General features: G+C 73.7%; 20 protein-coding genes. 10 read left to right on the top strand and 10 right to left on the bottom strand.

Annotated features, from left to right (window positions below; all coding sequences use genetic code 11):
• The first annotated feature begins 116 nt into the window (after positions 1-116).
• From ACZ7LE_RS26330 to ACZ7LE_RS26315, 4 genes are all read left to right on the top strand, one after another.
• Complete coding sequence (locus ACZ7LE_RS26330; RefSeq protein ID WP_470406167.1) at positions 117-761, top strand: FMN-binding negative transcriptional regulator; 645 nt, start codon at positions 117-119, stop codon at positions 759-761.
• Positions 758-2,383 (top strand): amidohydrolase, encoded by a 1,626-nt coding sequence (locus ACZ7LE_RS26325; RefSeq protein ID WP_470406166.1) that lies wholly within the window; start codon positions 758-760, stop codon positions 2,381-2,383. The genes ACZ7LE_RS26330 and ACZ7LE_RS26325 overlap by 4 nt, the downstream gene beginning before the upstream one ends.
• Before the next feature lie 141 nt (positions 2,384-2,524).
• Positions 2,525-2,788, top strand: coding sequence for a ribbon-helix-helix domain-containing protein (locus tag ACZ7LE_RS26320; RefSeq protein ID WP_470406165.1), 264 nt, complete (start codon positions 2,525-2,527; stop codon positions 2,786-2,788).
• Positions 2,785-3,039, top strand: coding sequence for a toxin (locus tag ACZ7LE_RS26315; RefSeq protein ID WP_470406164.1), 255 nt, complete (start codon positions 2,785-2,787; stop codon positions 3,037-3,039). The genes ACZ7LE_RS26320 and ACZ7LE_RS26315 overlap by 4 nt, the downstream gene beginning before the upstream one ends.
• A gap of 11 nt (positions 3,040-3,050) precedes the next feature.
• On the opposite strand, the gene ACZ7LE_RS26310 is transcribed toward ACZ7LE_RS26315, so the two are convergent.
• The 7 genes from ACZ7LE_RS26310 to ACZ7LE_RS26280 are packed head-to-tail and all read right to left on the bottom strand — an operon-like array spanning position 3,051 to position 11,873.
• The gene (locus ACZ7LE_RS26310) at positions 3,051-4,046 is read right to left on the bottom strand and encodes a formylglycine-generating enzyme family protein (protein ID WP_470406163.1); all 996 of its coding nucleotides are present in this window, start codon (positions 4,044-4,046) and stop codon (positions 3,051-3,053) included.
• Positions 4,043-4,798, bottom strand: a complete 756-nt coding sequence (locus ACZ7LE_RS26305; RefSeq protein ID WP_470406162.1) for a GntR family transcriptional regulator — start codon at positions 4,796-4,798, stop codon at positions 4,043-4,045. The genes ACZ7LE_RS26310 and ACZ7LE_RS26305 overlap by 4 nt, the downstream gene beginning before the upstream one ends.
• A gap of 19 nt (positions 4,799-4,817) precedes the next feature.
• Positions 4,818-6,500, bottom strand: a complete 1,683-nt coding sequence (locus tag ACZ7LE_RS26300) for a dipeptide ABC transporter ATP-binding protein (protein WP_470406161.1) — start codon at positions 6,498-6,500, stop codon at positions 4,818-4,820.
• Positions 6,484-8,376: a gamma-glutamyltransferase family protein gene (locus tag ACZ7LE_RS26295; protein ID WP_470406160.1), complete on the bottom strand. Its 1,893-nt coding sequence runs from the start codon at positions 8,374-8,376 to the stop codon at positions 6,484-6,486. Before ACZ7LE_RS26295 ends, ACZ7LE_RS26300 begins: the two co-directional genes overlap by 17 nt.
• 5 nt (positions 8,377-8,381) lie before the next feature.
• The gene (locus tag ACZ7LE_RS26290) at positions 8,382-9,269 is read right to left on the bottom strand and encodes an ABC transporter permease (RefSeq protein WP_470406159.1); all 888 of its coding nucleotides are present in this window, start codon (positions 9,267-9,269) and stop codon (positions 8,382-8,384) included.
• Positions 9,266-10,219, bottom strand: a complete 954-nt coding sequence (locus ACZ7LE_RS26285; RefSeq protein ID WP_285108271.1) for an ABC transporter permease — start codon at positions 10,217-10,219, stop codon at positions 9,266-9,268. The genes ACZ7LE_RS26290 and ACZ7LE_RS26285 overlap by 4 nt, the downstream gene beginning before the upstream one ends.
• Before the next feature lie 7 nt (positions 10,220-10,226).
• The gene (locus ACZ7LE_RS26280; RefSeq protein ID WP_470406158.1) at positions 10,227-11,873 is read right to left on the bottom strand and encodes an ABC transporter substrate-binding protein; all 1,647 of its coding nucleotides are present in this window, start codon (positions 11,871-11,873) and stop codon (positions 10,227-10,229) included.
• A 162-nt stretch (positions 11,874-12,035) separates the two neighbouring features.
• Here ACZ7LE_RS26280 and ACZ7LE_RS26275 point away from each other — a divergent pair, with 162 nt between their 5' ends.
• The gene (locus ACZ7LE_RS26275) at positions 12,036-13,397 is read left to right on the top strand and encodes an Nramp family divalent metal transporter (protein WP_470406157.1); all 1,362 of its coding nucleotides are present in this window, start codon (positions 12,036-12,038) and stop codon (positions 13,395-13,397) included.
• A 96-nt stretch (positions 13,398-13,493) separates the two neighbouring features.
• Here ACZ7LE_RS26275 and ACZ7LE_RS26270 read toward each other — a convergent pair whose 3' ends face one another.
• Both ACZ7LE_RS26270 and ACZ7LE_RS26265 read right to left on the bottom strand, forming a co-directional pair.
• Positions 13,494-14,678 (bottom strand): glycosyltransferase, encoded by a 1,185-nt coding sequence (locus ACZ7LE_RS26270; protein WP_470406156.1) that lies wholly within the window; start codon positions 14,676-14,678, stop codon positions 13,494-13,496.
• Positions 14,675-15,607, bottom strand: a complete 933-nt coding sequence (locus ACZ7LE_RS26265) for a DMT family transporter (RefSeq protein ID WP_470406155.1) — start codon at positions 15,605-15,607, stop codon at positions 14,675-14,677. Before ACZ7LE_RS26265 ends, ACZ7LE_RS26270 begins: the two co-directional genes overlap by 4 nt.
• A gap of 127 nt (positions 15,608-15,734) precedes the next feature.
• Between ACZ7LE_RS26265 and ACZ7LE_RS26260 the strand changes: the two genes are divergently transcribed.
• The 3 genes from ACZ7LE_RS26260 to ACZ7LE_RS26250 are packed head-to-tail and all read left to right on the top strand — an operon-like array spanning position 15,735 to position 19,001.
• Positions 15,735-16,709: an alpha/beta fold hydrolase gene (locus ACZ7LE_RS26260; RefSeq protein ID WP_470406154.1), complete on the top strand. Its 975-nt coding sequence runs from the start codon at positions 15,735-15,737 to the stop codon at positions 16,707-16,709.
• 11 nt (positions 16,710-16,720) lie between these two features.
• Complete coding sequence (locus tag ACZ7LE_RS26255) at positions 16,721-17,770, top strand: glycosyltransferase family 4 protein (protein WP_470406153.1); 1,050 nt, start codon at positions 16,721-16,723, stop codon at positions 17,768-17,770.
• 40 nt (positions 17,771-17,810) lie between these two features.
• The gene (locus tag ACZ7LE_RS26250) at positions 17,811-19,001 is read left to right on the top strand and encodes an acyltransferase family protein (protein WP_470406152.1); all 1,191 of its coding nucleotides are present in this window, start codon (positions 17,811-17,813) and stop codon (positions 18,999-19,001) included.
• Between the two features lie 62 nt (positions 19,002-19,063).
• Here ACZ7LE_RS26250 and ACZ7LE_RS26245 read toward each other — a convergent pair whose 3' ends face one another.
• Positions 19,064-19,891: an RDD family protein gene (locus tag ACZ7LE_RS26245; protein WP_470406151.1), complete on the bottom strand. Its 828-nt coding sequence runs from the start codon at positions 19,889-19,891 to the stop codon at positions 19,064-19,066.
• A 77-nt stretch (positions 19,892-19,968) separates the two neighbouring features.
• On the opposite strand from ACZ7LE_RS26245, the gene ACZ7LE_RS26240 reads away from it, so the two are divergent.
• Both ACZ7LE_RS26240 and ACZ7LE_RS26235 read left to right on the top strand, forming a co-directional pair.
• A complete protein-coding gene (locus ACZ7LE_RS26240) occupies positions 19,969-20,958 on the top strand; it encodes a stage II sporulation protein M (protein ID WP_470406150.1) in 990 nt (329 codons plus the stop codon).
• A gap of 112 nt (positions 20,959-21,070) precedes the next feature.
• Positions 21,071-22,285 (top strand): DUF7544 domain-containing protein, encoded by a 1,215-nt coding sequence (locus ACZ7LE_RS26235; protein WP_470406149.1) that lies wholly within the window; start codon positions 21,071-21,073, stop codon positions 22,283-22,285.
• Position 22,286 lies beyond the last annotated feature (1 nt).

Here is a 22,286-nt window from a genome sequence, read left to right as displayed (position 1 = left end):
GTTGAGCGCACACCGGTGATCAAGGTCAATGAAGTTTCAGAAGGAAATGAAAGTTTTACGCGTCGGTCACACGGGACGGGTCCCGGACGGGCCCGGCGTGATGGTTCGATGACCCTGTGATCCACACGAGCGACTACGACATCCAGGACGAGGCCCGCGTGCGCGACCTGGTCCGCACCCACGGCTGGGCCACCCTGGTCTCCGTGGCCGACGACGGCGCCCCGGTCGCCTCCCACCTGCCGGTCCTGCTGGAGGACACGCCCCCGGGCGCACCGATGAGCCTGCTCAGCCACGTCGGCCGCCCGGACGAGGTGCTGCACGCGCTGGACAGCGGCCGCGAGTCCCTGCTGATCGTGCAGGGTCCGCACGGCTACGTCTCGCCCGGCTGGTACGACATGACGCCCGCCGTGCCGACGTGGAACTACCTCGCCGTCCACCTCTGGTGCACCGTCGAGCTGCTCGGGCCGGAGGAGTCGTACGCGGTCCTGTCCGACACCGTCGACCGGTACGAGTCGGTCATGCCCGAGCCTGTCCGGCTGCCGGGCGTCGAGGAGTACGCCCACCGCATCGCCAAGGGCGCCGCCGCGTTCCGCCTGCGCGTCAACCGCTGGCAGGGCAAGGCGAAGCTGAGCCAGGACAAGCCGCGCGCCGTCGTCGAGCGCGTCGTGACGGCGCTCGGGTCCGACCCGCACTACGCGCAGCCGGCGCTCGCGGCCGAGGTGCGCGCCGAGCTGGACCGCCGCCCGGACGGCGCCGCATGACCGCCGCCGCGCCCCTGCTGCTGACGAACGCCCGCCTGGTCGGCGGGGTGCCGAACGTAGGCTCCGTCGGCGGATCGGGGGGTGTTGCGCCGAGCAGTCCTCCGTTCGACGGATCCGCCGACGGGGCGGTCGGCGGAGCGGTCGGCGGGCTCGTCGACGTGCTGGTGCGGGACGGGGTGGTGGCCGCCGTCGGGCCGGCCGGGCGGGTCGGCGACGGCGGCGTCGAGCGCGTCGACCTGGGTGGGCGCACCCTCATGCCCGGACTCTGGGACGCGCACGTGCATCTCACGCAGTGGGCGCTCGTGCGGCGCCGGCTCGACCTGTCGGGCGCTCGCTCGGCCGCCGAGGCCGTCGCCCTGGTGCGCGACCGGCTCGCCGAGGGGCCACCCGAGCCCGGCACGGCGCTGGTCGGCTACGGGTTCCGGGACGGGCTGTGGCCCGACGTCCCCACGGCGGACCTGCTGGACGCCGTCGCGGGCGAGGTGCCCGTGGTGCTCGTGTCCGGCGACCTGCACTGCGCGTGGCTCAGCAGGGCCGGCCTGCAGTTCGTCGGCGTCGGCGCGCACCCCACGGGCGTGCTGCGCGAGGCGGAGTGGCTGCCGCTGGCCGCCGCCGTCGACCGGGCGCCGGACCACCTGGCCGACGCCTGGGTGGCCGACGCCGCCGCGGCCGCCGCGGCGCGCGGCGTGGTCGGCGTCGTCGACCTGGAGATCACGGACAACCTCACGGCCTGGCGCCGCCGGTTCGCCGGCGGGTTCGGCGCGCTGCGGGTCCGCGCCGGGGTCTGGACCCCGTGGCTCGACGACGTCCTGGCCGAGGGGCTGCGCAGCGGCGACGTGCTGCCCGGCACGGCCGGCCTGCTGGAGCAGGGGCCGTTCAAGGTGGTCACCGACGGCTCGCTCAACACGCGCACCGCCTACTGCCACGACGCGTACCCGGGCCTGACCGGGCCCGAGGCGCACGGGATCCTGTCGGTGCCGCCCGCGGAGCTGGTCCCGCTCATGGCACGGGCGCACGCCGGCGGGCTGCGGTGCGCGATCCACGCGATCGGCGACCACGCCAACACGCTCGCGCTGGACGCGTTCGCCGCGACCGCCGCGCGCGGCTCGGTCGAGCACGCGCAGCTCCTCGACCCCGCCGACCTCGCGCGGTTCGCCGAGCTCGGCGTGGTCGCCTCCGTCCAGCCCGAGCACGCCATGGACGACCGCGACATCGCCGACCGGCACTGGTCGGGGCGCACCGGCCGAGCCTTCGCGTTCGGCGCGCTGGACGACGCCGGCGCGGTGCTCGCCCTGGGTTCGGACGCGCCGGTCGCGCCGCTCGACCCGTGGTTCGCGGTCGCCGCCGCGGTCAGCCGGTCGCGGGACGGCCGGGCGCCCTGGCACCCGGAGCAGCGGATCGGCCTGCGCACGGCCCTGGAGGCGTCGACGGACGGGCGCGGCCTACTCCCGACGGCGGGGGCGCCGGCCGACCTGGTGGTCCTGGACGCCGACCCGCTCGTTCTCGGCGCGGACGGCGGCGACGTGGACCCCGGCGCCGTGGACGCCGCCGCGGCGACCCTGCGCGAGATGCCGGTGGCGGCCACCCTCCTGGCGGGCCGCTGGACCCACCGCACGTTCTGATCCTGGCCCGTGGCACCCAGAGGCCGAACGTAGGATAGGAGTAGTCGCCGCAGGAGCGCTCTGAAGGCGACTACTCCTACGTTCGGCTGACCAGCGGAGCACAGCCGTTGACTGCCACCGCTTTACGTATACGATATTGACATGAGTGACAGGAAGATCCGCGGGCAGGCGGTGAGCGAGGAACAGATCCAGGACTGGGCCGACGAGGCCGAGGCCGGCTATGACGTGACCAAGCTGCGTCGCCGCGGTCGTCCGCCGGCCGGCGACGGACCGGGCGAGGTCGTTCCGGCCCGGCTCGACGCCGCGACGCTTGCTGCGTTGGACCGGCAGGCCAAGGCGGAGGGGCTGGCGAACCGGTCCGAGGCGATCCGGGCCGCGGTGCGCGCCTGGGCGCATGTCGCGTGAGGCTGCACGACTCAGCCCGCAAGCACTTTCGGCGAGACCGGCTGACCGAGGCCGGGGTCCGGCGCGCGGTCGAGGAACCGGCCTACCGTGCGCCCCTGGACGACGAGGACGACCCTCGCCGCTGGCTCCTGCTCGGGTTCGACGACGCCGGGCGGCTGCTCGAGCTGGTGACCCTCGACTTCGACTCCGGCGAGACGCTGGTCATCCACGCGATGAAGGCCCGTCCGCAGTACCGCGATCTGCTGACCTGAGCGGCTCCGCCCTACCCGCCCGGGGTGAGGGCGACCGTGCGGAAGCCCGCGTTGCCCATCGACGAGTCCGGAGTGTTCGACGAGCGCGCCGAGTTGCGGTAGCGGTTGCAGTACGAGATGTGGCACAGGTAGCTGCCGCCCCGCAGGATCCGCTGGGCGCCCCGGTCCGGGCCCGGCGGGTTCGCCGCGGGGGAGTGCGCGTAGTAGCCCGGGTCGAACCAGTCCTGGCACCACTCCCAGACGTTGCCCACCGGCTGCCACAGGCCGTACCCGTTGGCCTCGAACGTCCGCACCGGCGCGGTGGTGAGCCAGCCGTCGTCGAGCGTGTTCGTCCGCGGGAACGAGCCCTGCCAGATGTTGGCGCGCCACCCGGCGTCGTCCACCTCGGCGTCGCCCCAGGGGTACTTCGCGTCCTCGACGCCGCCGCGGGCGGCGTACTCCCACTCGGCCTCCGTGGGCAGGCGCCGGCCCGCCCACGCGCAGTAGGCGACGGCGTCGTTCCAGCTCACGTGGGTTGCGGGGTGGTCCTCCAGGCCGTCGACGCCGGAGCGCGGCCCGCCCGGGTGCGCCCAGTCCGCGCCCTGGACGCCGAACCACCACGGCGTGCCGTCGGCCTGGCCCATGATGTCGCCGGGGTCGGCCGCGACGGCAAGGTGGAACACCGCGGAGAAGCCGAACGTCTCCGCCTCGGTGCGGTAGCCGGTGTCGTCGACGAACCGTGCGAAGTCGGCGTTCGTCACCGTGGTCGCGTCGATCTCGAACGCGTGGAGCGTCACCTCGTGGCGCGGCGTCTCGCCGTCGCCGGGGTTCCGGTCGCCCGACGAGTCGCCCATGGTGAACCGGCCGGCGGGCACCCGGGCCTGCTCGAGGTCGTGCCGGCCCCGGACGGGCGTCGTGGCGGCGTCCGCCGGGCGGGAACCGAGCTGGACGAACGCCTCCCGCCCCGGGGTTCCGCACCCGCACCCGCAACCGTCGTGCCCGGACCCCGTCTGCTCGTCGCTCGTCACGCCCCCACGGTATCCGCGCCGGGCACGGTGCCGCCCGGCGCGGCGGCCGAGCGCGCGGCGACGGCGGCGGCGACCTCGGGGTCCGAGCTGGGCCGCGTGACGCCGTAGCGCGACAGGTAGCCGATCCGCGACTCCCGGACGTGGGCCGCCATGAGGGCCGCGGCCCGCTCGCCGTCGCCGGCGTCGATCGCCCCGACGATCACCCGGTGGTCGGGCCAGAGCCGCTTGCCGCGCGACTGCATGTCGGCGGCGTAGAGCCACTCGATCTTCCAGGAGAGCTGGCGCAGCAGCCGGGTCAGGGTCGCGCTGCCGCTGAGCTCGGCGATCGCGATGTGGATCTGGTCGTTGATGCCGACCAGGGGGTCCAGGTCGCCGGCGGCGACGTGCGCGTCCCCGGCGTCGAGCAGAGCCGCGATCTGCCGCCGCAGGCGCCACCAGTCCTCGGGGCTCTCGTCGCCCGAGTAGAGCGACGCCGCCCGCCGGGCCGCGCTGCGCGCGGTGGACACCTCCAGCGCCTCCCGCACCGCGAACAGGTCGTCGGCGTCGTGCACCGGGATCGCGGCGACCCGCGAGCCCACGTGCGGCCGGGAGTCGATGAACCCCTCGCTCTCCAGGCCGCGCAGCGCCTCGCGGACCGGCACCCGCGAGACGTCGTACCGCTGGGCCAGCGAGGCCTCCGTCACGCGGGCGCCGGGCGTCAGGACGCCGGCGATGATGTCGCGCCGGATCGCGTCCTGCACGGTGGGTCGCACCAGAGCGGGGAGCGCGGGCTCATCGGGCAAAGGCGGCACCGGGGATGGCTCCTAGCAGGTCTCGGGTGTAGTCGGCCCGCGGGGAGTGGAACACGTCGTCGACGGACCCCTGCTCCTCGACGCGGCCTTGCCGCAGCACCACCACATTATCCGCTATGCCGCGGACCACCGCGAGGTCGTGGCTGATGAAGAGGTACGACACACCGAGCCGTTCCTGCAGGTCAGCGAGCAGGTCCAGGATCTGCTCCTGGACCAGCACGTCGAGCGCCGAGACCGCCTCGTCGAGCACCAGCAGTTCCGGCTCGGGGGCCAGGGCCCGCGCGATCGCGACCCGCTGCCGCTGCCCGCCGGACAGCGCGCCCGGGTGCCGCTGCGCGACGTCCCGGGGGAGCGCCACCTGGTCCAGCAGCTCCGCGACCCGCGCCCGGCGCGACTCCCGGTCGCCGATGCCGAAGATCCGCAGCGGCTCGTCGATCACCCGCTCCACGGTGTGGGTCGGGTCGAGCGACGCGTACGGGTCCTGGAACACCGGCTGCACCCGGCGGCGCAGGGCGCGCCGCTCGGCCCGGCCCGCCCCGGCGATGGCCCTGCCGTCCACCAGCGCCTCGCCGGAGGTGGGCGTCTCCAGGCCCAGCAGGATGCGCGAGACCGTCGTCTTGCCCGAGCCCGACTCGCCCACCAGGGCCGTGGTGCCGCCGCGCGGCACGGCGAACGACACGTCGTCGACGGCGCGCAGCAGCCCGCCGCGCCCGCGCACCCGGTACTCCTTGACGAGGTTCTGCACGGTGACGACGTCGCCGGCCGGGCCGTCGCCGCCGGCGGCCGGCGCGGCCGGAGCCGCCGCCTCGCCCTGCGCGACGACGGCCGCGGGCGCCGCCGCGACCAGCCGCCGCGTGTACTCGTGCTGCGGGGACCGCAGCACCTGCTCGGGCGTGCCCTGCTCCACAATCTGCCCGTCGAGCATCACGATCACCCGGTCCGCGCGGTCGGCCGCCAGCCCCAGGTCGTGCGTGACCAGGATCATCGCGGTCCCGTGCGCCTCGGCCAGCGCCACCAGATGGTCCAGGATGCGCCGCTGCACGGTCACGTCCAGGGCCGACGTCGGCTCGTCGGCGAGCAGCAGCTCCGGCTCGCGCGCCAGCGCCATCGCGATGAGCACGCGCTGGCGCATGCCGCCGGAGAACTCGTGCGGGAACTGCCGGGCGCGGCGTTCCGGCTCGGGCACGCCGGCCTCGGCCAGCAGCTCCAGCACCCGCCGCCGCACCGCCGGGCCGCGCAGCCCGTCGGCGCGCAGCGCGTCGGCCACCTGGTCGCCCAGCCGCATGGCCGGGTTGAGGTTGGTGCCCGGGTCCTGCGGCACCAGCCCGATCCGGCCGCCCCGGACGGCCCGCATCCGGGCCTCGCCGGCCGCGGCCAGGTCCTCGCCGTCGAGCTCGACGGTGCCGCCGGTGATCCGGCCCGCGCCGGGCAGGAGCCGCAGGAGCGCGGCGATCACCGTCGACTTGCCGGAGCCCGACTGGCCCACGATCGCCACCCGCTCCCCGCGCGCGACGTCGAGGTCGACGCCGCGCACGACGGGGGTGTCGCCGTAGGCGACGTCCAGGCCACGCACGCGCAGGAGGGGTGGTCTCGACAGGCTCGACCCGCGGTCCGGGCCCGACCCGCCGTCCGGCACAGGGGTGGTGTCAGCGTCCTGCGGCATATCCCTGCGCTCCTCTCGGGTTGGCGGCCGCGCCCAGCAGGCCCGTGGCCGGGTCGCGGGTCACGGCGGACAGGCGCCCCAGCGCCCAGTCGCCGGCCCGGGTCACGACGTGGCCGCGGCCCTCCAGCGCGGTGATGACGTCGTCGCCCAGCCGGTCCTCCACGACAGCCCCGCCCGGCGTCCACGTGCGCGGCCAGAACGAGCCGGGGAACGACGTCGTGTGCAGGGCGGGCGCGTCGATCGCCTGCTGCGGCGTGTACCCGCCCACCAGCACCCGCAGCAGGAACAGGAGCTGCCACTGGTCCTGCTGGTCGCCGCCCGGCGAGCCGAGCGCGATGACCGGCTCGCCGTCGCGCAGCACGAGCGTCGGCGTCAGCGTGGTCCGGGGACGTCGCCCGGGCGTCAGGGCCGACGGCGACGCCTCGTCCAGCCACGTCATCTGCAGGCGGGTGCCCAGGCAGAAGCCCAGCCCCGGCACCGTCGGGGAGGACTGCAGCCAGCCGCCCGACGGCGTAGCCGAGACCATGTTGCCCCAGCGGTCCACGACGTCGATGTGGCACGTGTCGCCGCGGGTCGCGCCGGTGTGCTCGGGGGAGTCGGGGGAGGGGACCTCGACCGTCGGCTCGCCCACGCCCGCCGCCGCGCCGCCCCCGGGTGCGCCCGGCAGCGACCCCGCGGGCGCGTTCGTGGCGTACTCGGTGCGCAGCACCGGCGGGACCGGCGTCGTCCGGCCCGGCACGTCGCCCGGGCGCAGCTCGTGGCTCGCGGCGTCCGTGATCAGCGCCCGCCGTGCGGCCGCGTACTCCTCGCTCAGCAGGTACGTCAGCGGCACGTCGTCGGCGGCCGGGTCGCCGTACCAGACGTCGCGGTCGGCCAGCGCGAGCTTCTGCGCCTCGATGACCGTGTGCGCGCCGAGCTCCGTGGACGGGTCCAGCGCGGCGTCGTCGAACCCCTCCAGGATCTTGAGGGTGGCCAGCAGCGCCGGGCCCTGGCCCCACGCGCCGGTCTTGGCGATCGTGTACCCGCGGAAGGTGACGGTCGTGGCGTCCTCGTACGACGCCGAGAAGGCCGCGACGTCGGCCGCCGTGATGACGCCGGCGTGGTCGCCGCCGTCGGAGTGCCGGTGCGGCGTGGCCACGAACTCCTCGACGGCCGCGCCCACCCGCTCGCGCCACGCGGCACGGGCCAGGTCGATCGCCGCCGCGCGGTCCGTGCCCTGGGCACCCGCGGCGACCACGGCGTCCAGCAGGTCGGCGTACTCCGGGTTCGTCACGACCGTGCCCGGGGCGGGCACCTCGCCGTCGGGCAGCCAGTGGGCCGCCGACGTGGGCCAGTGGTCCCGGAACAGGTCCGCGACCGTGCGCAGGGTGCCCGCGACCCGCTCCAGCAGTGGGTGCCCGTCGCGGGCGTACCCGATCGCGTAGGCCAGCACGTCGCCCAGGTCCCAGGTGCCGTGGTCGCGCAGGAGCAGCAGCCAGGCGTCGACGCTGCCCGGCACCGCCGCCGCCAGCGCGCCCGAGCCGGGTACCAGGTCGAGGCCCTCGGACCGGTAGTGCTCGATCGTCGCGCCGGCGGGAGCGGGACCCTGGCCCACCAGGACGCGCGGGTGCGCCGGCTCGTCCGCCGTCACGAAGACGCCGGTCATGTCACCGCCCGGCCCGTTGAGGTGCGGCTCCACGACGTGCAGCACGAACGCGCCGGCGACCGCGGCGTCGAACGCGTTGCCGCCGCGCTCGAGCACGGCCTGGGCGCTCGCGGTGGCGATCCAGTGGGTGGAGCCCACCATCCCGAACGTGCCCCGCAGGTCGGGCCGCGTGGCCGGGGTGGTGGGGCGGACGAACGGCGAGGTGGGCCGGGCGGACGGAGCGGAGGTCATGACACTCACTTACGGTCGGTGGACGGGTCGAGGGCGTCGCGCAGGGCGTCCCCGAGGAGGTTGAAGCCGAGGCAGATGGCCACGATGGCCAGCCCGGGGAACAGCGCGGCGGTGGGCGCGCGGCCCAGGTACTGCTGCGCGTCCGAGAGCATGATGCCCAGGGACGGGGTGGGCGGCTGGATGCCGAGCCCCAGGAACGAGAGCACGGCCTCGCCCAGGACCGCCGCCGGCATGATCACCGTGGCCTGCACGATGATCGCGGACAGGCAGTTGGGGAGCACGTGCTGCGCGAGGATCCGGGGACCGGACGCGTCCATCGCGGTCGCGGCCAGCACGAACGGGCTCTCCTTGAGCCGCATCGTCTCGGCGCGCACCACGCGCACCATGGTCGGCACCTGCGCGATGCCGAGCGAGATCGCGGCCCCGGCCAGGCTGGGCCCGTTGATGGCGGCCAGCCCCACGGCCAGGATGAGGAACGGGAACGCGAGCGTCACGTCGGTCAGGCGCGAGACGGGCGCGTCGAGCAGGCGCCAGTAGCCGGCGGCCAGCCCGAGCGGCGTGCCGACGACGACGGCGAGGCCCACCGCCACGATCCCCACCATGAGCGACGCCCGGATGCCGTACATCATCCGGGACAGCACGTCGCGGCCCAGGTCGTCCGTGCCGAGCGCGAAGCCGACGGTGCCGGGGAGCTGGAACGGGGCGTCGAAGTGCACCTCGGCCGGCCCGTGCGGCGCCAGCAGGGGCGCGAGGAGCCCGGCCAGCACCACCACCGCGAGCATCGCGGCGCCGGTGATCGCCTGCGGCGTGCGCAGGCGGGACAGCAGGCGCCGAGGCCCGACGACGGCGGGGCCCGGATCCGGTGCGAGACCGCTGTGCTCGATGACGGTCATGAGCGACCTCCCACTCGGATACGCGGGTCGATGACGGAGTACAGGACGTCCACGGCGAGGTTGACCAGCACGTAGCCCACCGTGGTGAGCACGACGACGGCCTGGATCACCGGGTAGTCGCGCTGGAAGACGGCGTCGAGCGTGAGCTTGCCGAAGCCCGGCAGGGCGAAGATCTGCTCGGTCACGACAGCGCCCGAGATGAGGCCACCGAGCTGGAGCCCGGCGATCGTGACCACGACGATCAGGGAGTTGCGCAGCCCGTACCGCAGCAGCACCCGGGTGCGGCCGAGGCCCTTGGCGCGGGCCGTGCGCACGTAGTCGGTGCGCATGGCCTCGATCATGGAGGCGCGGGTCTGCCGCATGATGACGGCGGCCAGGCCGGTGCCGAGGATCAGCGCCGGCAGGGTCAGGTGCACCAGCCAGCCCACCGGGTCGTCCGTGAGCGGCACGTAGCCCGACGCCGGGAACAGGCCCAGGCCGATGCACAGGTAGAGGATCGCGAGCATGCCGAGCCAGAAGTTCGGCACGGACAGGCTGGTCAGCGCCGCGGCGTTCGCGACCCACTCGGGCCAGCGGCCGCGGTAGCGCTCGGCGAGCAGGCCGAGCGCCACGCCGGTCACGACGGCCACGACGATCGCGTAGAGCGACAGCCACAGCGTCACGGGCAGCGTGGCGCCGATCATGCTCGCGACGGACGCCCCGGTGCGGGTGGACTCGCCGAGGTCGCCCGAGGCGACCTCGGCGAGGAACCGCCCGTACTGCACCCAGACCGGCTGGTCCAGGCCGAGGTCGGCGCGGATCATGGCGAGCCGCTCCGGCGTGGCCTCCTCGCCCGCCATCGCGAGCGCGGGGTCGCCGGGCAGCATGCGCACGCCCAGGAAGATCACCATCGACGCCAGCAGCAGCGTGATCGCCGACTGCCCGAGGCGGACGAGGAGGTAACGACGCACCGTGGGCTCAGCTCGCCTCGACGAACGCGGCGTGGCTCAGCCGGACCACGCCGTCGGCGTACGTGGAGATGCCCGCCACCTCGTCGGCGTAGCCGGTCATGCTGCGCGTCCGGTAGAGGTAGATGATCGGGTTGTCCTCCTGGACCTTCGTGACGACCTGGCCGTACAGGTCGGCCCGCTCGGCCGGGTCGATCACGGTGGCGGCCTGCGTGAGCAGGTCGTCGACCTCGGGGTCGCTGTACCCGGAGTAGTTGTTGCCGGCGCCCGTGGACAGGAAGTTGAACATGTTGCCGTGCGGGTCCACGCGGCCCGACCAGCCGAGCTGCAGCAGGTCGAAGTCGCCCTGCTCCTGGACCTCCAGCAGCGAGGAGTACTCGACGGGCACGATCGTCAGCTCGAACCCGCCCTCGGCCACCGAGGCCTGCACGGCCTGCGCCAGGCGCAGGGTGTCGGGCGTGTTGGTCACCTTGATCTCGATCTTGTACGGCACGTCCGCGCCGGCCTCCTCCAGGAGCGCCTTGGCGCCCTCGGGGTCGTACTCCGGGCATGCCTCGCTCGCCGCGGTGCTGAACGTCGACGCGGGGGAGATGGGCGAGCAGGCCGGGTCGAACCGGTCGTTGAAGACGGACTTCACGAGCTGCTCGCGGTCCACGGCCATCGACAAGGCCTCGCGCACCCGCGGGTCCGTGGCGATCGGGGTGTCGATCTTCCCGGGCGGGGCGCCGACGCCGTCGGTGTTGCCGACGTTGACCGTCATGGCCTGGTAGCCCAGGGAGCCGACCTCCAGGAGGCCGACGCCCTCGGCGTCCTCCAGCTCGGCGAGATCCTGGGTCGAGAGGGTGTCGGCCACCTGGACGTCGCCGGAGCGCAGGTTGGCGGAGCGGATGCTGGCGTCCGTGATGATCCGGTACGTGATCGAGTCCAGGTGCACGTTCTCGGCGTCGTAGTACAGCGGGTCGCGCTCGACCGTGATCGACGTCTGCGGCACGCGCTCGGCGAACTTGAAGGCGCCCACGCAGACGGGGTGCTCGCCGAAGTCGTCGCCGGCCTTCTCCAGCTCCGTGGGCGACATGATCATGCCCGCGCGGTCGGCCAGCACGGCGGTGAGCGGCGCGAACGGCGTCTCGTAGGTGATCTCGACGGTGCTGTCGTCCAGCGCGGTCACCTGCTCGATCGGGCCCAGCTCGCTGCGGCGGGACGAGTCCTCCTTGGTGAGGTGGCGCTCGATCGAGGTCTTCACGGCCTCGGCGTCGAACGGCGTGCCGTCGGCGAACTGCACGCCCTCCTTGACCGGGAAGGTGACGGTGCGGCCGTCGTCGGACACCTCGGGCAGCTCGGTGGCGAGCATCGGGACGATCTCGCCCGCCTCGTCGATGTCGTAGAGCTTCTCGCACATGGTCTGCATGACGTAGCGCGTGTAGAGCGACGACGACGTGGTGGGGTCGAGCACGTCGGGCTCGGCCGACAGGGCCATGACGAGGTCGCCGCCCTCGGAGATCGTCCGGCCGTCCAGGGTGACGCCCGTGACGTCCGCCGTCTCCTGGACGGGGGCGGCGGTCTGCACCTCCTGACAGCCGGACAGGACGAGCGCCGCGGCGAGAAGGCCGGCGGCGGGGGCGAGGGGGCCGCGCAGCCGCGGCGGTGGTGTGCGCACTGGAGAATCCAATCCGGGTCTGAGAAGGACGATTGCATACAATCACTCCTGAGGGGTTGCCTGTGTATGCAATACATAACGGTCCTGTTAAACCTCTGTGACACGGGCCGGTGCGGGGCGCGTCCCTTTTGGGTGGGTGAAACGCCTGGGTACAGTCACGCCATGGAAAAGGACAATGAGGTCACTTCGCACGGGGGTCCAGGGGACCGGCCGACGGCCGGCCCGCAGACGACGGCCACGGCCGGTGGTTCGGGAGGCGCCGGCCCCGGGAGCGGCGAGTCCCTGGAGAGACCGCGCTGGCGGATCATCGGCCCGGGCCTCGTCGTCGCGGCCACCGGCATCGGCGCCGGTGACCTGGTCGCCACGATGGTCGCGGGCAGCAACTACGGGTACGCGCTGCTGTGGGCGGTGATCCTCGGCGTCGTCGTGAAGATCGCGCTGGTCGAGGGGGCCGGCCGCTGGACGCTCGCGACCGGCCGCACCATCTTCGACGGCTGGAAGTCGCTCGGCCTGTGGGCCGTCGTCTACTTCGGCATCTACGTGGTCGTCTGGGGCTTCAGCTACGGCGCGGCGGCGATGTCCGGCGTCGGCCTCGCGCTGAACGGCCTGTTCCCGGTGCTGGAGGTGCGGTACTGGGCGATGGCCGCCGGCGTGGCCGGCCTGCTGCTGGTGTGGTTCGGCAAGTACAAGCCGTTCGAGAACGTCATGGCCGTGCTCATCGGCGTCATGTTCGTGACCGTCGTGGGCTCGGCGGCGCTGACGGCGCCGAACCTCGGCGAGATCGCGGCCGGCCTCGTGCCGATCATCCCCGAGGGCGCGGTGCTCAACACGCTCGGCCTGGCGGGTGGCGTCGGCGGCACCATCACCCTGGCCGCCTACGGGTACTGGCTCACCGAGAAGGGCTGGGACACGCCGCGCTGGATGCGCGTGATGCGGATCGACAACGCGTGGGCGTACTTCATGTCGGGCGTCTTCGTGATCGCCATGCTGATCGTGGGCGCCGAGCTCCTGTACTCGGCGGGCCTGGCGGTGGCGGACGGCGAGCAGGGGCTGGTCGACGTCGCCGACGTGCTCGCCCAGCGGTACGGGGCGTTCATGGCGCCGCTGTTCCTGGTCGGCTTCTTCGCCGCGACGTTCTCGTCGGTGATCGGCGTCTGGCACGGCGTCTCGCTCATGTTCGCCGACTTCGTGGCCACGATGCGCAACCTGCCCGCCGACGACCGCCGCCGCGGCGCGGGCGGCACCTACTACCGGTGGTACATCCTCTGGCTGACGTTCCCGCCGATGGCGCTGCTGTTCCTCGACAAGCCGATCCTGCTCGTCGTGGTCTACGGCGCACTGGGCTCGCTGTTCATGCCGTTCCTCGCGCTGACGCTGCTGTTCCTGATGAACAGCAGGGCGGTGCCGCAGCAGTGGCGCAACCGCTGGTGGGTCAACGTGATCCTGGTGCTGGTGGCCGCGATGTTCCTGGTGCTCGGCGGCAACGAGCTGGTCAAGGCGGTGGCGCCGGTCTTCGGCGGCTGACCTCCGCCGCTCGAGCCCATCGCGGGTCGAGCTTGTCGAGACCAGGGTCTCGACAAGCTCGACCCGCGACAGCAGGGCTCGACCCCCGACAGGCGATCAGGCCGCCGCAGGGGTGGCGCGCGTGGCGTGGACCTTCTCGTAGATCTCCGCGAACGCGTCGAGGGTGCCGTCCACGGCGTGCGCGGCGACGAGCTCGCGGCTCGCGGCGCCCATCCGGTGGCGCAGGCCGGCGTCCGCCAGGAGGTCGCCGAGCCGGTTGGCCAGCTCGCGCACGTCACCCGGCGTGTAGAGCCAGCCGTTGACGCCGGGGCGCACCAGGTGGGGCAGCGCCATCGCGTCGGCGGCGACCACCGGCAGGCCCGAGGCCATCGCCTCCAGCGTGACGAGGCTCTGCAGCTCGGCCACCCCCGGCATGCAGAACAGGTCGGCCTCGGAGTAGGCCGTGAGCAGCTCGTCGTCGGGCACGTACCCGCGGAACCGGACGCGCCCCGCGACGCCGGACTCGGCGGCGAGCGCGGCCCAGTCGTCGGCCTTCGCGCCGGTGCCCACGATCTCCAGGCGGCCCGGGAGGCCCTCGGGGAGCAGGGCGAAGGCGCGGATGATCTCGTCGACCCGCTTCTCCTGGTCCAGGCGACCTACGAACAGGACCGTCGGCTCGGTGCGGCCGTCGCGGACGGTGGTGGTGTACCGGTCGGTGTCGATGCCGTTGGACACGGGGATCGCGTGGCTGAGCCCGGCGTGCTGCGCCAGCAGGTCCACGGCGCGCGGCGTGGGGGCGGTGACCACGTCGGCCTTCGCGTAGACGCGGCCGATGTCCTGCCACAGCCAGCGCCCGACCCTGCGGTGCATCGAGCCGGGCACCAGCAGGTAGCCGACGAGGTTCTCCGGCATCAGGTGGTTGGTCGCCACGATGGGCAGGTCCCGGCGGTGCGCGGCGTCGACCAGGGCGCGGCCGACGATGAAGCTGCCGTTGGTGTGCACGACGTCGGGCCGGACCTCGTCGAGCACGTCCGCGATCGCCCGGCGGGTCTCCCAGGGCAGGGAGATCTGCAGGTTGTGGTGCGTGGGGTACCGGCTGGAACGCAGCCCGTGCAGGACGACGCCGTCGCGCACCTCGCGCACGGGCTTGCCCGTCGGGGACGGGGCGACGACGTGCACCTCGTACCCGCGGCCGGCCAGGCCGGTGGCCAGGCTGCCGGCGAACCGGGCGGCGCCGTTCACGGCGGGCGGGTAGGTATCGGCGCCGATCAAGATCGTGCGGGGAGTACCAGGCAGGTTCACTGTGCTGTACCTCTCGATGGTTCGGGAAGTCTCGAAGGGGCGGTACGCGCCGCGCGGGCCGCGACGGCGTCGGGGTGAAGCCGGGCAAGGACGAGGACCCCGGCGGCCGCGGCGAGCGCCGCGCCACCGAGGAGGAACCAGGTGGCGACGGGCGTGTCGGCGCCCTCGCCGAGGAGCACCGCACCGAGCAGCACGGCCACGATCGGGTCCACGACCGTGAGGCAGGCGACCACGACCTCGGGCGGGCCGGCCGGGTAGGCCTGCTGCACGAGCCAGCCCCCCAGCACGAGCGCGGCGATCGCCGCCGCGCCGGTGCCGAGCACCTGCGGGTCGTACCAGGGGGTGCCGACGGCGAGCTCCTGGAAGATCACGCGCATGAGCGCGGAGAGCAGGCCGAACGCGGTGGCGCCCGCCGTGGCGCAGGCGACGCAGCGCAGCCAGCCGCCGGCCGCGAGGCCGGCGGCGCCCAGGCCCACGACGACGCCCCCGACGATCAGGATGGTCGGCAGCGTGGACCCGGGCGGCGGCACGTTGCCCGAGGTGGCGCTCACGGACGCGGCGACGAAGACCGCCACCCCCGCCATGGTCAGGGCGACGCCGAGCAGCACGTTCCGGCCCGGCGCCCGCCGCAGCAGCAGCGAGGAGAGCAGCACCGCCACGGGCACGGCGAGCACGCCGATCGGCTGGACCAGCCGGAGCGGCGCGAGCGCCAGCGCCACCGCGTGCACGATCGTGCCGCCCGCCGCGAGCCCGAACCCGGCCAGCCAGCCGGGCCGGCGGACGATCCGGCTGAGGCGGCGCAGGGACAGGACACGCTCGCGGGGGAAGGGCTGCCCGTAGAGGTCGGCCACCTCGCGGTGCTGCAGGACCGCGGCGCCGGCGAACAGGGCGGCGCCGAGGACGGCGAGGGCGACCGCTATGGCTTGCATGGGACAACGGTGACGTAAGGACGCCCTTCTCCGCCACCAGGTTTCCCCCCGTAATGAGATGGGGGTTTTCCCCCATCTTTCTCCGACCACTCCCGTGACCGTCCCTCGAGTGCTTAGGGTCAGCGCGATGAACACCGACACGCGCTCGCGCGATCTCCAGGCACCGTACGCGGGACTCGTCGCGGCCACACCCGCGCGCGACGAGGACCTTCGCCTCCGCGGCGTCCGCGCGCACGTCCGGGTGTACGGGGACGCCGCGGCGCCGCACCGGCTGGTGTTCCTGCACGGGTTGCGCGGCGACCACCACGGGCTGGAGCCGATCGTGGCCGACCTCGTCGCGCAACGCCCTGACCTGCAGGTATGGGTTCCCGACCTGCCCGGTTTCGGCGCGTCGGAACCGCTGCCGGACGGGGTGCACGACGTCGCCGGCTACGCCGGGTGGACCGCCGAGCTGCTGGCCGCCGTCGCCCCGGGAGGTGACGCCGTGCTGGCCGGGCACTCCTTCGGCTCGATCGTCGCGGCGGCGACGGTGGCTGGCCCGGCCGCCGGACCGGTGCCGGGCGAACCGCCCGTGCGCGCGCTCGTGCTCGTCAACCCGATCGCGACGGCGGCGCTGGACGGCCCGCGCCGGGCGATGAGCGCGGTCACCGTGGGGGTGCACCGGCTGGCCGCGGCGCTGCCGGAGCGGGCCGGGACCGGCCTGCTGCGTCACCCGCTGTTCACCCGCGTGGCGAGCCTCGCGATGGTCACCTCCGACGACCCTGACCTGCGGCGCTGGATCCACGCGGAGCACGACCGGTACTTCTCCGGATTCGCCGACCGGCGCACCCTGCTGGAGGCCTTCCACGCGTCGGTCGGTACGGACGTCTCCGCCTACGCGGGGCGCATCACCGTGCCGACGCTGCTGGTCGCCTCCGAGAACGACGACGTCGCCCCGCTGCCGTCCCAGCGGGTCCTCGCGGCGGCGCTCGCGGACGCCCGGCTGGCCGTGGTCCCGCGGATCGGCCACCTGGCCCACTACGAGGCGCCGGACGTCGTGGCCCGCGAGACGGCCGGTTTCCTGGCCGGTCTCCAGGCCATCGGCGACCGGGATGAACAGTGAGGGAAGATCAGATGAAGATCGTCGTCGACTGTCGTTACCTGCGGGTCGGCCGGCACGACGGGATCAGCCGGTACACCGCGGGCATCGTCACGGCGCTGGCCCGGCTGCACCCGATCGAGGTGCTGGTGGACGACGAGCGCCAGCTCGCGCACCTGCCGCCCGGGCTGCCGTGGCACCGGGTGAGCGCCCCGACGAGCTGGCGCGAGCCGTTCGTGGCGCGCCAGGTGCGCCGCACGGGCGCCGACGTCGTGTTCAGCCCGATGCAGACCATGGGCACCTGGGGGCGGGACTACCGGGTGGTCCTGACCCTGCACGACCTCATCTACTACCGGCACCCCACGCCCCCGCGGAACCTGCCCGCCGCCGTGCGGCTGCTGTGGCGGGCGTTCCACCTGGCGTGGTGGCCGCAGCGGCTGCTGCTGAACCGGGCCGACGCCGTGGTCACGGTCTCGGAGACCACGCGCGACCTGATCGCCGCGCACCGGCTGACCCGCCGTCCCGTGACCGTGGTGCCGAACGCGCCCGACCCCGTGCCGGACCTGCCCCGCTCGCCCCGCACCCGGTCGCTCGTCTACATGGGCTCGTTCATGCCCTACAAGAACGTGGAGCTGCCGGCCCGCGCCATGGCCCGCCTGCCCGGGTGGGAGCTGCACCTGATGAGCCCGGTCACGGCCGAGCAGCGAACGCGGCTGACCGAGCTGGCCGGCGAGGGCACGCTCGTGTTCCACGACGGCGCGTCCGACGAGGTCTACCGTGACGTGCTGCGCGGCGCGACGGCGCTCGTCTCGGGCTCCCGCGACGAGGGCTTCGGGCTCCCGCTGGTGGAGGCCATGACGCTCGGCACGCCCCTGGTGGTCAGCGACATCCCCGTGTTCCGCGAGGTCGGTGGGGCAGCCGGGGCGTACGTCGACCCCGACGACGTGGACGGGTACGTCGCCGCCGTCCGCGCGCTCGACGACCCGGCCACCTGGGCCGAGCGGTCGTCCGCCGCGCGGCTCCGCGCCGCTGGGTATGACTGGGACACTTCGGCTAAAACGCTCCTGGCGCTTCTGGTAGGGTGAACTTTGACCGTTATCGTTCCGTGATCTAAGGTCGGCGGCGATGACCCGTCCTGACGAGAGCCTGACCCCGTCCGTTCCCGAGGCGAGCCCCGCGACCACGGGCAGTCCGCGCCGGAAGATCACCGGCCGGCTCGTGGCCATGGACGGCCTGCGCTTCGGCGCCGCGGCCGCCGTGCTGCTCTACCACTTCACGGCGACCTCGACGGTGACCAGCTACTGGGGCGCCGACCCCGACCGGGCGTTCCCGCTGCTCAACGAGGTCACGCGGTACGGCTGGCTGGGCGTCGAGCTGTTCTTCATGATCTCGGGGTTCGTGATCCTGCTCAGCGCCGACGGCCGGGGGATCGCCGGCTTCGTCGCCTCCCGGGTGGGCCGGCTCTTCCCGGCCTACTGGGCGTGCATCGTGCTGACCGTCGGTCTGCAGCAGTTCTGGTCGGGCGGCCGCCAGACCAACCTGACCGAGACCCTGGTCAACCTCACGATGGTGCAGGACCTCTTCGACGTCACCGGCGTCCAGGTCGTGTTCTGGACCCTGCTGGTCGAGCTGAAGTTCTACCTGCTGGTCTTCGTGGTGCTGGCGCTCGGGCCGCTCACGCGCAACCGCGTGCTGGCCTTCGCCACCCTCTGGCCCCTCGCGGGCTGGGCCGCGCAGGAGTTCGGCGCCCACTGGCTGGCCGACTGGCTCGTGCCGGTCTACGCCCCGTACTTCGCCGTCGGCATGCTGCTGTTCCTCGCCTACCGCGACGGGTTCGACCTGGTCACCAGCACGCTGCTCGTGGGCGGCCTGGTCCTGTGCGTCCTGCGGGTGCAGGAGGCCGCCGGCCGCGCGTCCGACCTGCAGGGCGTGACCGTGGACCCGGTGATCGCCGTGATGATCATGCTGGCCAGCGTCGTCGCCGTCTGGGCCACCACGCTGCGTGGCAGGAACGCCCCACCCCGGCGGGTCGCGACCGTGCTCGGCACGGTCGGTGCCCTGACCTATCCCGTGTACCTCGTGCACACCCAGTTCGGGTACGCCGTCATCGACATCCTGGCCCACGAGACCACACGCACGGTCGCCCTCTTCGCGGCGGGAGCGCTGAGCCTCGGCCTGGCGGTCGCGATCCACTACGGCGTCGAGCGGCCGACGTCGGCCCGGCTGCGCCGGGCGGTGCAGGCCGGACTGCTGCGCTGCTCGGCGGTGCTGCGCTCGCGCGGCCTGATGCGCGCCTGGGACGACGTCCGCACCTGACCGTGCCGGCCCGAGCGCGCCGGTCCGAGCGGGCGGGCCTGCGGGCCTCACGGCGGCGGGCCTCAGCGCGGCGGGTCGGCCACCGCGAACGGGAGGCGGTGCAGCAGCTCCGCCTGCTCCTCCGCCCGGCGGCGCTCCCGCTGCCCCGCGGCGAGCTCGCGCTCACGGCGCTCGGCGAGCACCGCGTGCAGGAACGCCTCGGGGTGAGTGCCCGGCGGCGGGCCGGGGGCGACGTAGGGCTCGATGCGGCCGGCGAGGTCGTCGGCCAGCCGTGCCCGGGACTCGGGCGCGAGGCGGGCGGCGCGGCCCAGCATCTGCCGGGCGGCCAGCGCGAGCCCGTCGGGCAGGCGGCGCATGTCGGCGGTGTGCGCCCACGCGGCCAGGGACTGCGGCATCACGACCGGGGCCGACGCCGGCTTGCCGCCCCGCACCCGCACCGCGTACGTGCCGGCCGCGAGGTCGCCGAGGCGCTTGCCCTTCGCGTTGGACAGCGACGCGATCGCCGCGATGCCGCCGAACGTCAGCCACAGCTCGATCACGCCGATGAGCGCCCGCACCAGCGCGTGCCGGAACCGGACCGGGCCGCCGTCGTCGCGCACCACGCGGATGCCGCAGGCGAGCTTGCCGACCGAGCGGCCGCGCGACAGCGTCTCGACCGTGACCGGGATGCCCACCATGACCACGACGTTCGCCAGCACGTAGACGATCGCCGCGATGTCCTCGCCCAGCACGGCGTTCTCCAGGAACCAGACCGCGCCGACGATCAGCACGACCGCGACGACCGCGCCGATCACGAGGAAGTCGAGCATCGCGCCCATGGCGCGCGTGATGAACGACGCCGGGCGTGCGTCCAGCACCACGCCCTCGCCGATGACGATGCCGTCCTGCACGTTTCCTCCGGTCGGGGTGCTGTCGGATGGTGCGGCCCTCGGGACCCGCCGCGGTCCCTGTGCGGCAGACTACCGTCGTGGACATCGACGCCTTCACCGCCGTGCACGCCGCAGAGTGGGACCGCCTCAAGGAGCTCGCCTCCCGGCGCCGGCTGGACGGCGCCGAGTCGGACGAGCTGGTGCGCCTGTACCAGTCGGTGGCCACGCACCTGTCGACCGTCCGGTCCGCCGCGCCGGATCCCGCGCTGGTGACCCGCCTGTCCGACGTGCTGAACCGGGCACGCACGCGCATCGCCGGGTCGCACGAACCCGCGTGGCGCGAGGTGGTGCGGTTCGCGACGGTGTCGCTGCCCGCGGCGTTCTACCGGATCCGGTGGTGGTCGCACGCGGTGACGGCCGCGTGCGTGCTCGTCGCGGTGGTCGCCGGCGTCTACATCGCCTCCGACGCCGACGCGATGAACGCCCTGATGCCGCCGTCGGCGCAGGAGAACTACGTCAACGAGGCCTTCGCCTCCTACTACGACCCCGGGATCGGGTTCGCCGGCGTCGTCTTCACCAACAACGCCTGGATCGCGGCGCAGGCCGTCGCCGGCGGCATCACCGGCTTCTTCACCCTGAACGTGCTGTGGCAGAACGCCGTCCAGATCGGCGCCACCGGCGGCATGATGGCCGCGCACGACGAGCTCGACCTGTTCCTCACGCTCATCGCGCCCCACGGACTGCTGGAGCTGACCTGCATCTTCGTCGCGGGCGCGGCAGGCCTGCGGCTGTTCTGGACCATGATCGACCCGGGACACCGCAAGCGGTCGGTCGCGCTGGCCGCCGAGGGCCGCGCCCTGATCACCACGGTCATCGGGCTCGCGGCGGCCCTGGCGGTCTCGGGCCTCGTCGAGGGCTTCGTGACCGGCTCCGAGCTCTTCTGGTGGCTCAAGATCGTCATCGGCGCGATCGTGCTCGCCGCCTTCTGGACCTACGTCTACGTGCTGGGCGGACGCGCCGTCCGGGCCGGCGCGACGGGCGACCTCGCGGAGCACGAGGCCGGCGCTACGGTGGTCACAACGGGGTGACGGTCGCGTGGCGACCCGCCCGCACGCTCGAATTACGCCGCCCCCTGTCAGTACCCCGTACTAGGGTTGCGGCGCACAGGCATCACCGCAGACGACACCCGGAGCACGCCCCATGACGACGCCCGAGAGCGCACCCGACCAGCCGGCGCAGCCGACGCCCCCGCAGTCCGGAGGCTCCCAGCCCGCCGGCTGGGGCGAGCCGCCGCGGTACGGGCAGTACGCGCCCGGGTACGACCCGTCGGCCCCCAAGGCGCCGGAGCAGCCTCAGTACGGCACGCCGCCCGCCGGGCAGTACGGGCAGAACCAGTACGGGCAGACGCAGTACGGCCAGTACAGCCCCTACGCGCAGGGCGGCCCCGTCCCGGGCTACCGGCCCGCCGCCGACAAGCCCGGGATCGTCCCGCTGCGCCCGCTCACCCTGGGCGAGCTGTACGACGGCGCGTTCGGCGCCGTGCGGCACAACCCCGCCGTCACGCTCGGGCTCACCGCGATCATCGTGGTCGTCGCCGTCGCGATCGGCACCCTGGTCAGCATCCCGCTGACCACCTGGTTCACCGACCTGTGGGGCAGCTTCTTCGCGGAGCTCGAGAACGACCCGGCCATGCAGGACATGGGGTTCACGCAGGACCTGCTGGGGGTGACCTACGGGTCGCTGCTCGGCACGAGCCTGCTGCTCATGCTCGCCTCGCCCCTGGCCATGGGCGTCATGGCCATCTCCGTCAGCGACTCGGTCATCGGGCGCAAGATCTCGGTGTCCGACGCGTGGCGGCGCGTCGCCAAGCGGGCCTGGTTCCTCATCGGCTTCTCGCTGCTGAGCACCCTCGTCGTGCTCGTGGCCTACGTGCTCGCCGTCGGCATCGTCGTCGGGCTGTTCTCCGTGGACCCGACACTCGGTGTGGTCGGCCTGCTCGTCGTGCTCGCCGGGCTCGTGGTGGCCGGCGTCTGGGCGTTCACCCGCGTGATCCTCGTGCCGCCCGCGCTCGCGGTCGAGGGCGGCGGCTTCTGGGCGACCTTCACCCGCGCCTGGAAGCTCACGCGCGGCTCGTTCTGGCGGGTGCTCGGCATCTACCTGCTGACCTCGATCATCCTGAGCGTGATCGGCCAGATCGTGTCCCTCCCGATCGGCTTCGTCCTGGGCCTGGCGATGATGTCGGCCAGCGACGTGGCCGTGGCCGTCAGCTACGGGGTCACCTACGTCATCACGGGCGGCCTGAGCGTCCTGTTCCTCGGGGGTGTCACAGCCCTGCTCTACATCGACACCCGGATGCGTCGCGAGGGACTGGACGTGCAGCTGCAGGCCGCGGCCGCAGCCGCGGCGGACAAGTGAC

It is taken from the genome of Promicromonospora sp. NPDC110617 (assembly GCF_055598465.1).
Note: the sequence above shows the minus strand (reverse complement) of the source record. Positions and strands in the feature narration are given on the sequence as shown.

Excerpts from the sequence above, each read along its gene's own strand:
- ACZ7LE_RS26325 (WP_470406166.1), top strand. The coding sequence starts at position 758 with ATGACCGCCGCCGCGCCCCTGCTGCTGACGAACGCCCGCCTGGTCGGC.
- ACZ7LE_RS26320 (WP_470406165.1), top strand. The coding sequence starts at position 2,525 with ATGAGTGACAGGAAGATCCGCGGGCAGGCGGTGAGCGAGGAACAGATC.
- ACZ7LE_RS26300 (WP_470406161.1), bottom strand. The coding sequence starts at position 6,500 with ATGCCGCAGGACGCTGACACCACCCCTGTGCCGGACGGCGGGTCGGGC.
- ACZ7LE_RS26295 (WP_470406160.1), bottom strand. The coding sequence starts at position 8,376 with ATGACCTCCGCTCCGTCCGCCCGGCCCACCTCGCCGTTCGTCCGCCCC.
- ACZ7LE_RS26290 (WP_470406159.1), bottom strand. The coding sequence starts at position 9,269 with ATGACCGTCATCGAGCACAGCGGTCTCGCACCGGATCCGGGCCCCGCC.
- ACZ7LE_RS26275 (WP_470406157.1), top strand. The coding sequence starts at position 12,036 with ATGGAAAAGGACAATGAGGTCACTTCGCACGGGGGTCCAGGGGACCGG.
- ACZ7LE_RS26265 (WP_470406155.1), bottom strand. The coding sequence starts at position 15,607 with ATGCAAGCCATAGCGGTCGCCCTCGCCGTCCTCGGCGCCGCCCTGTTC.
- ACZ7LE_RS26260 (WP_470406154.1), top strand. The coding sequence starts at position 15,735 with ATGAACACCGACACGCGCTCGCGCGATCTCCAGGCACCGTACGCGGGA.
- ACZ7LE_RS26255 (WP_470406153.1), top strand. The coding sequence starts at position 16,721 with ATGAAGATCGTCGTCGACTGTCGTTACCTGCGGGTCGGCCGGCACGAC.
- ACZ7LE_RS26250 (WP_470406152.1), top strand. The coding sequence starts at position 17,811 with ATGACCCGTCCTGACGAGAGCCTGACCCCGTCCGTTCCCGAGGCGAGC.
- ACZ7LE_RS26235 (WP_470406149.1), top strand. The coding sequence starts at position 21,071 with ATGACGACGCCCGAGAGCGCACCCGACCAGCCGGCGCAGCCGACGCCC.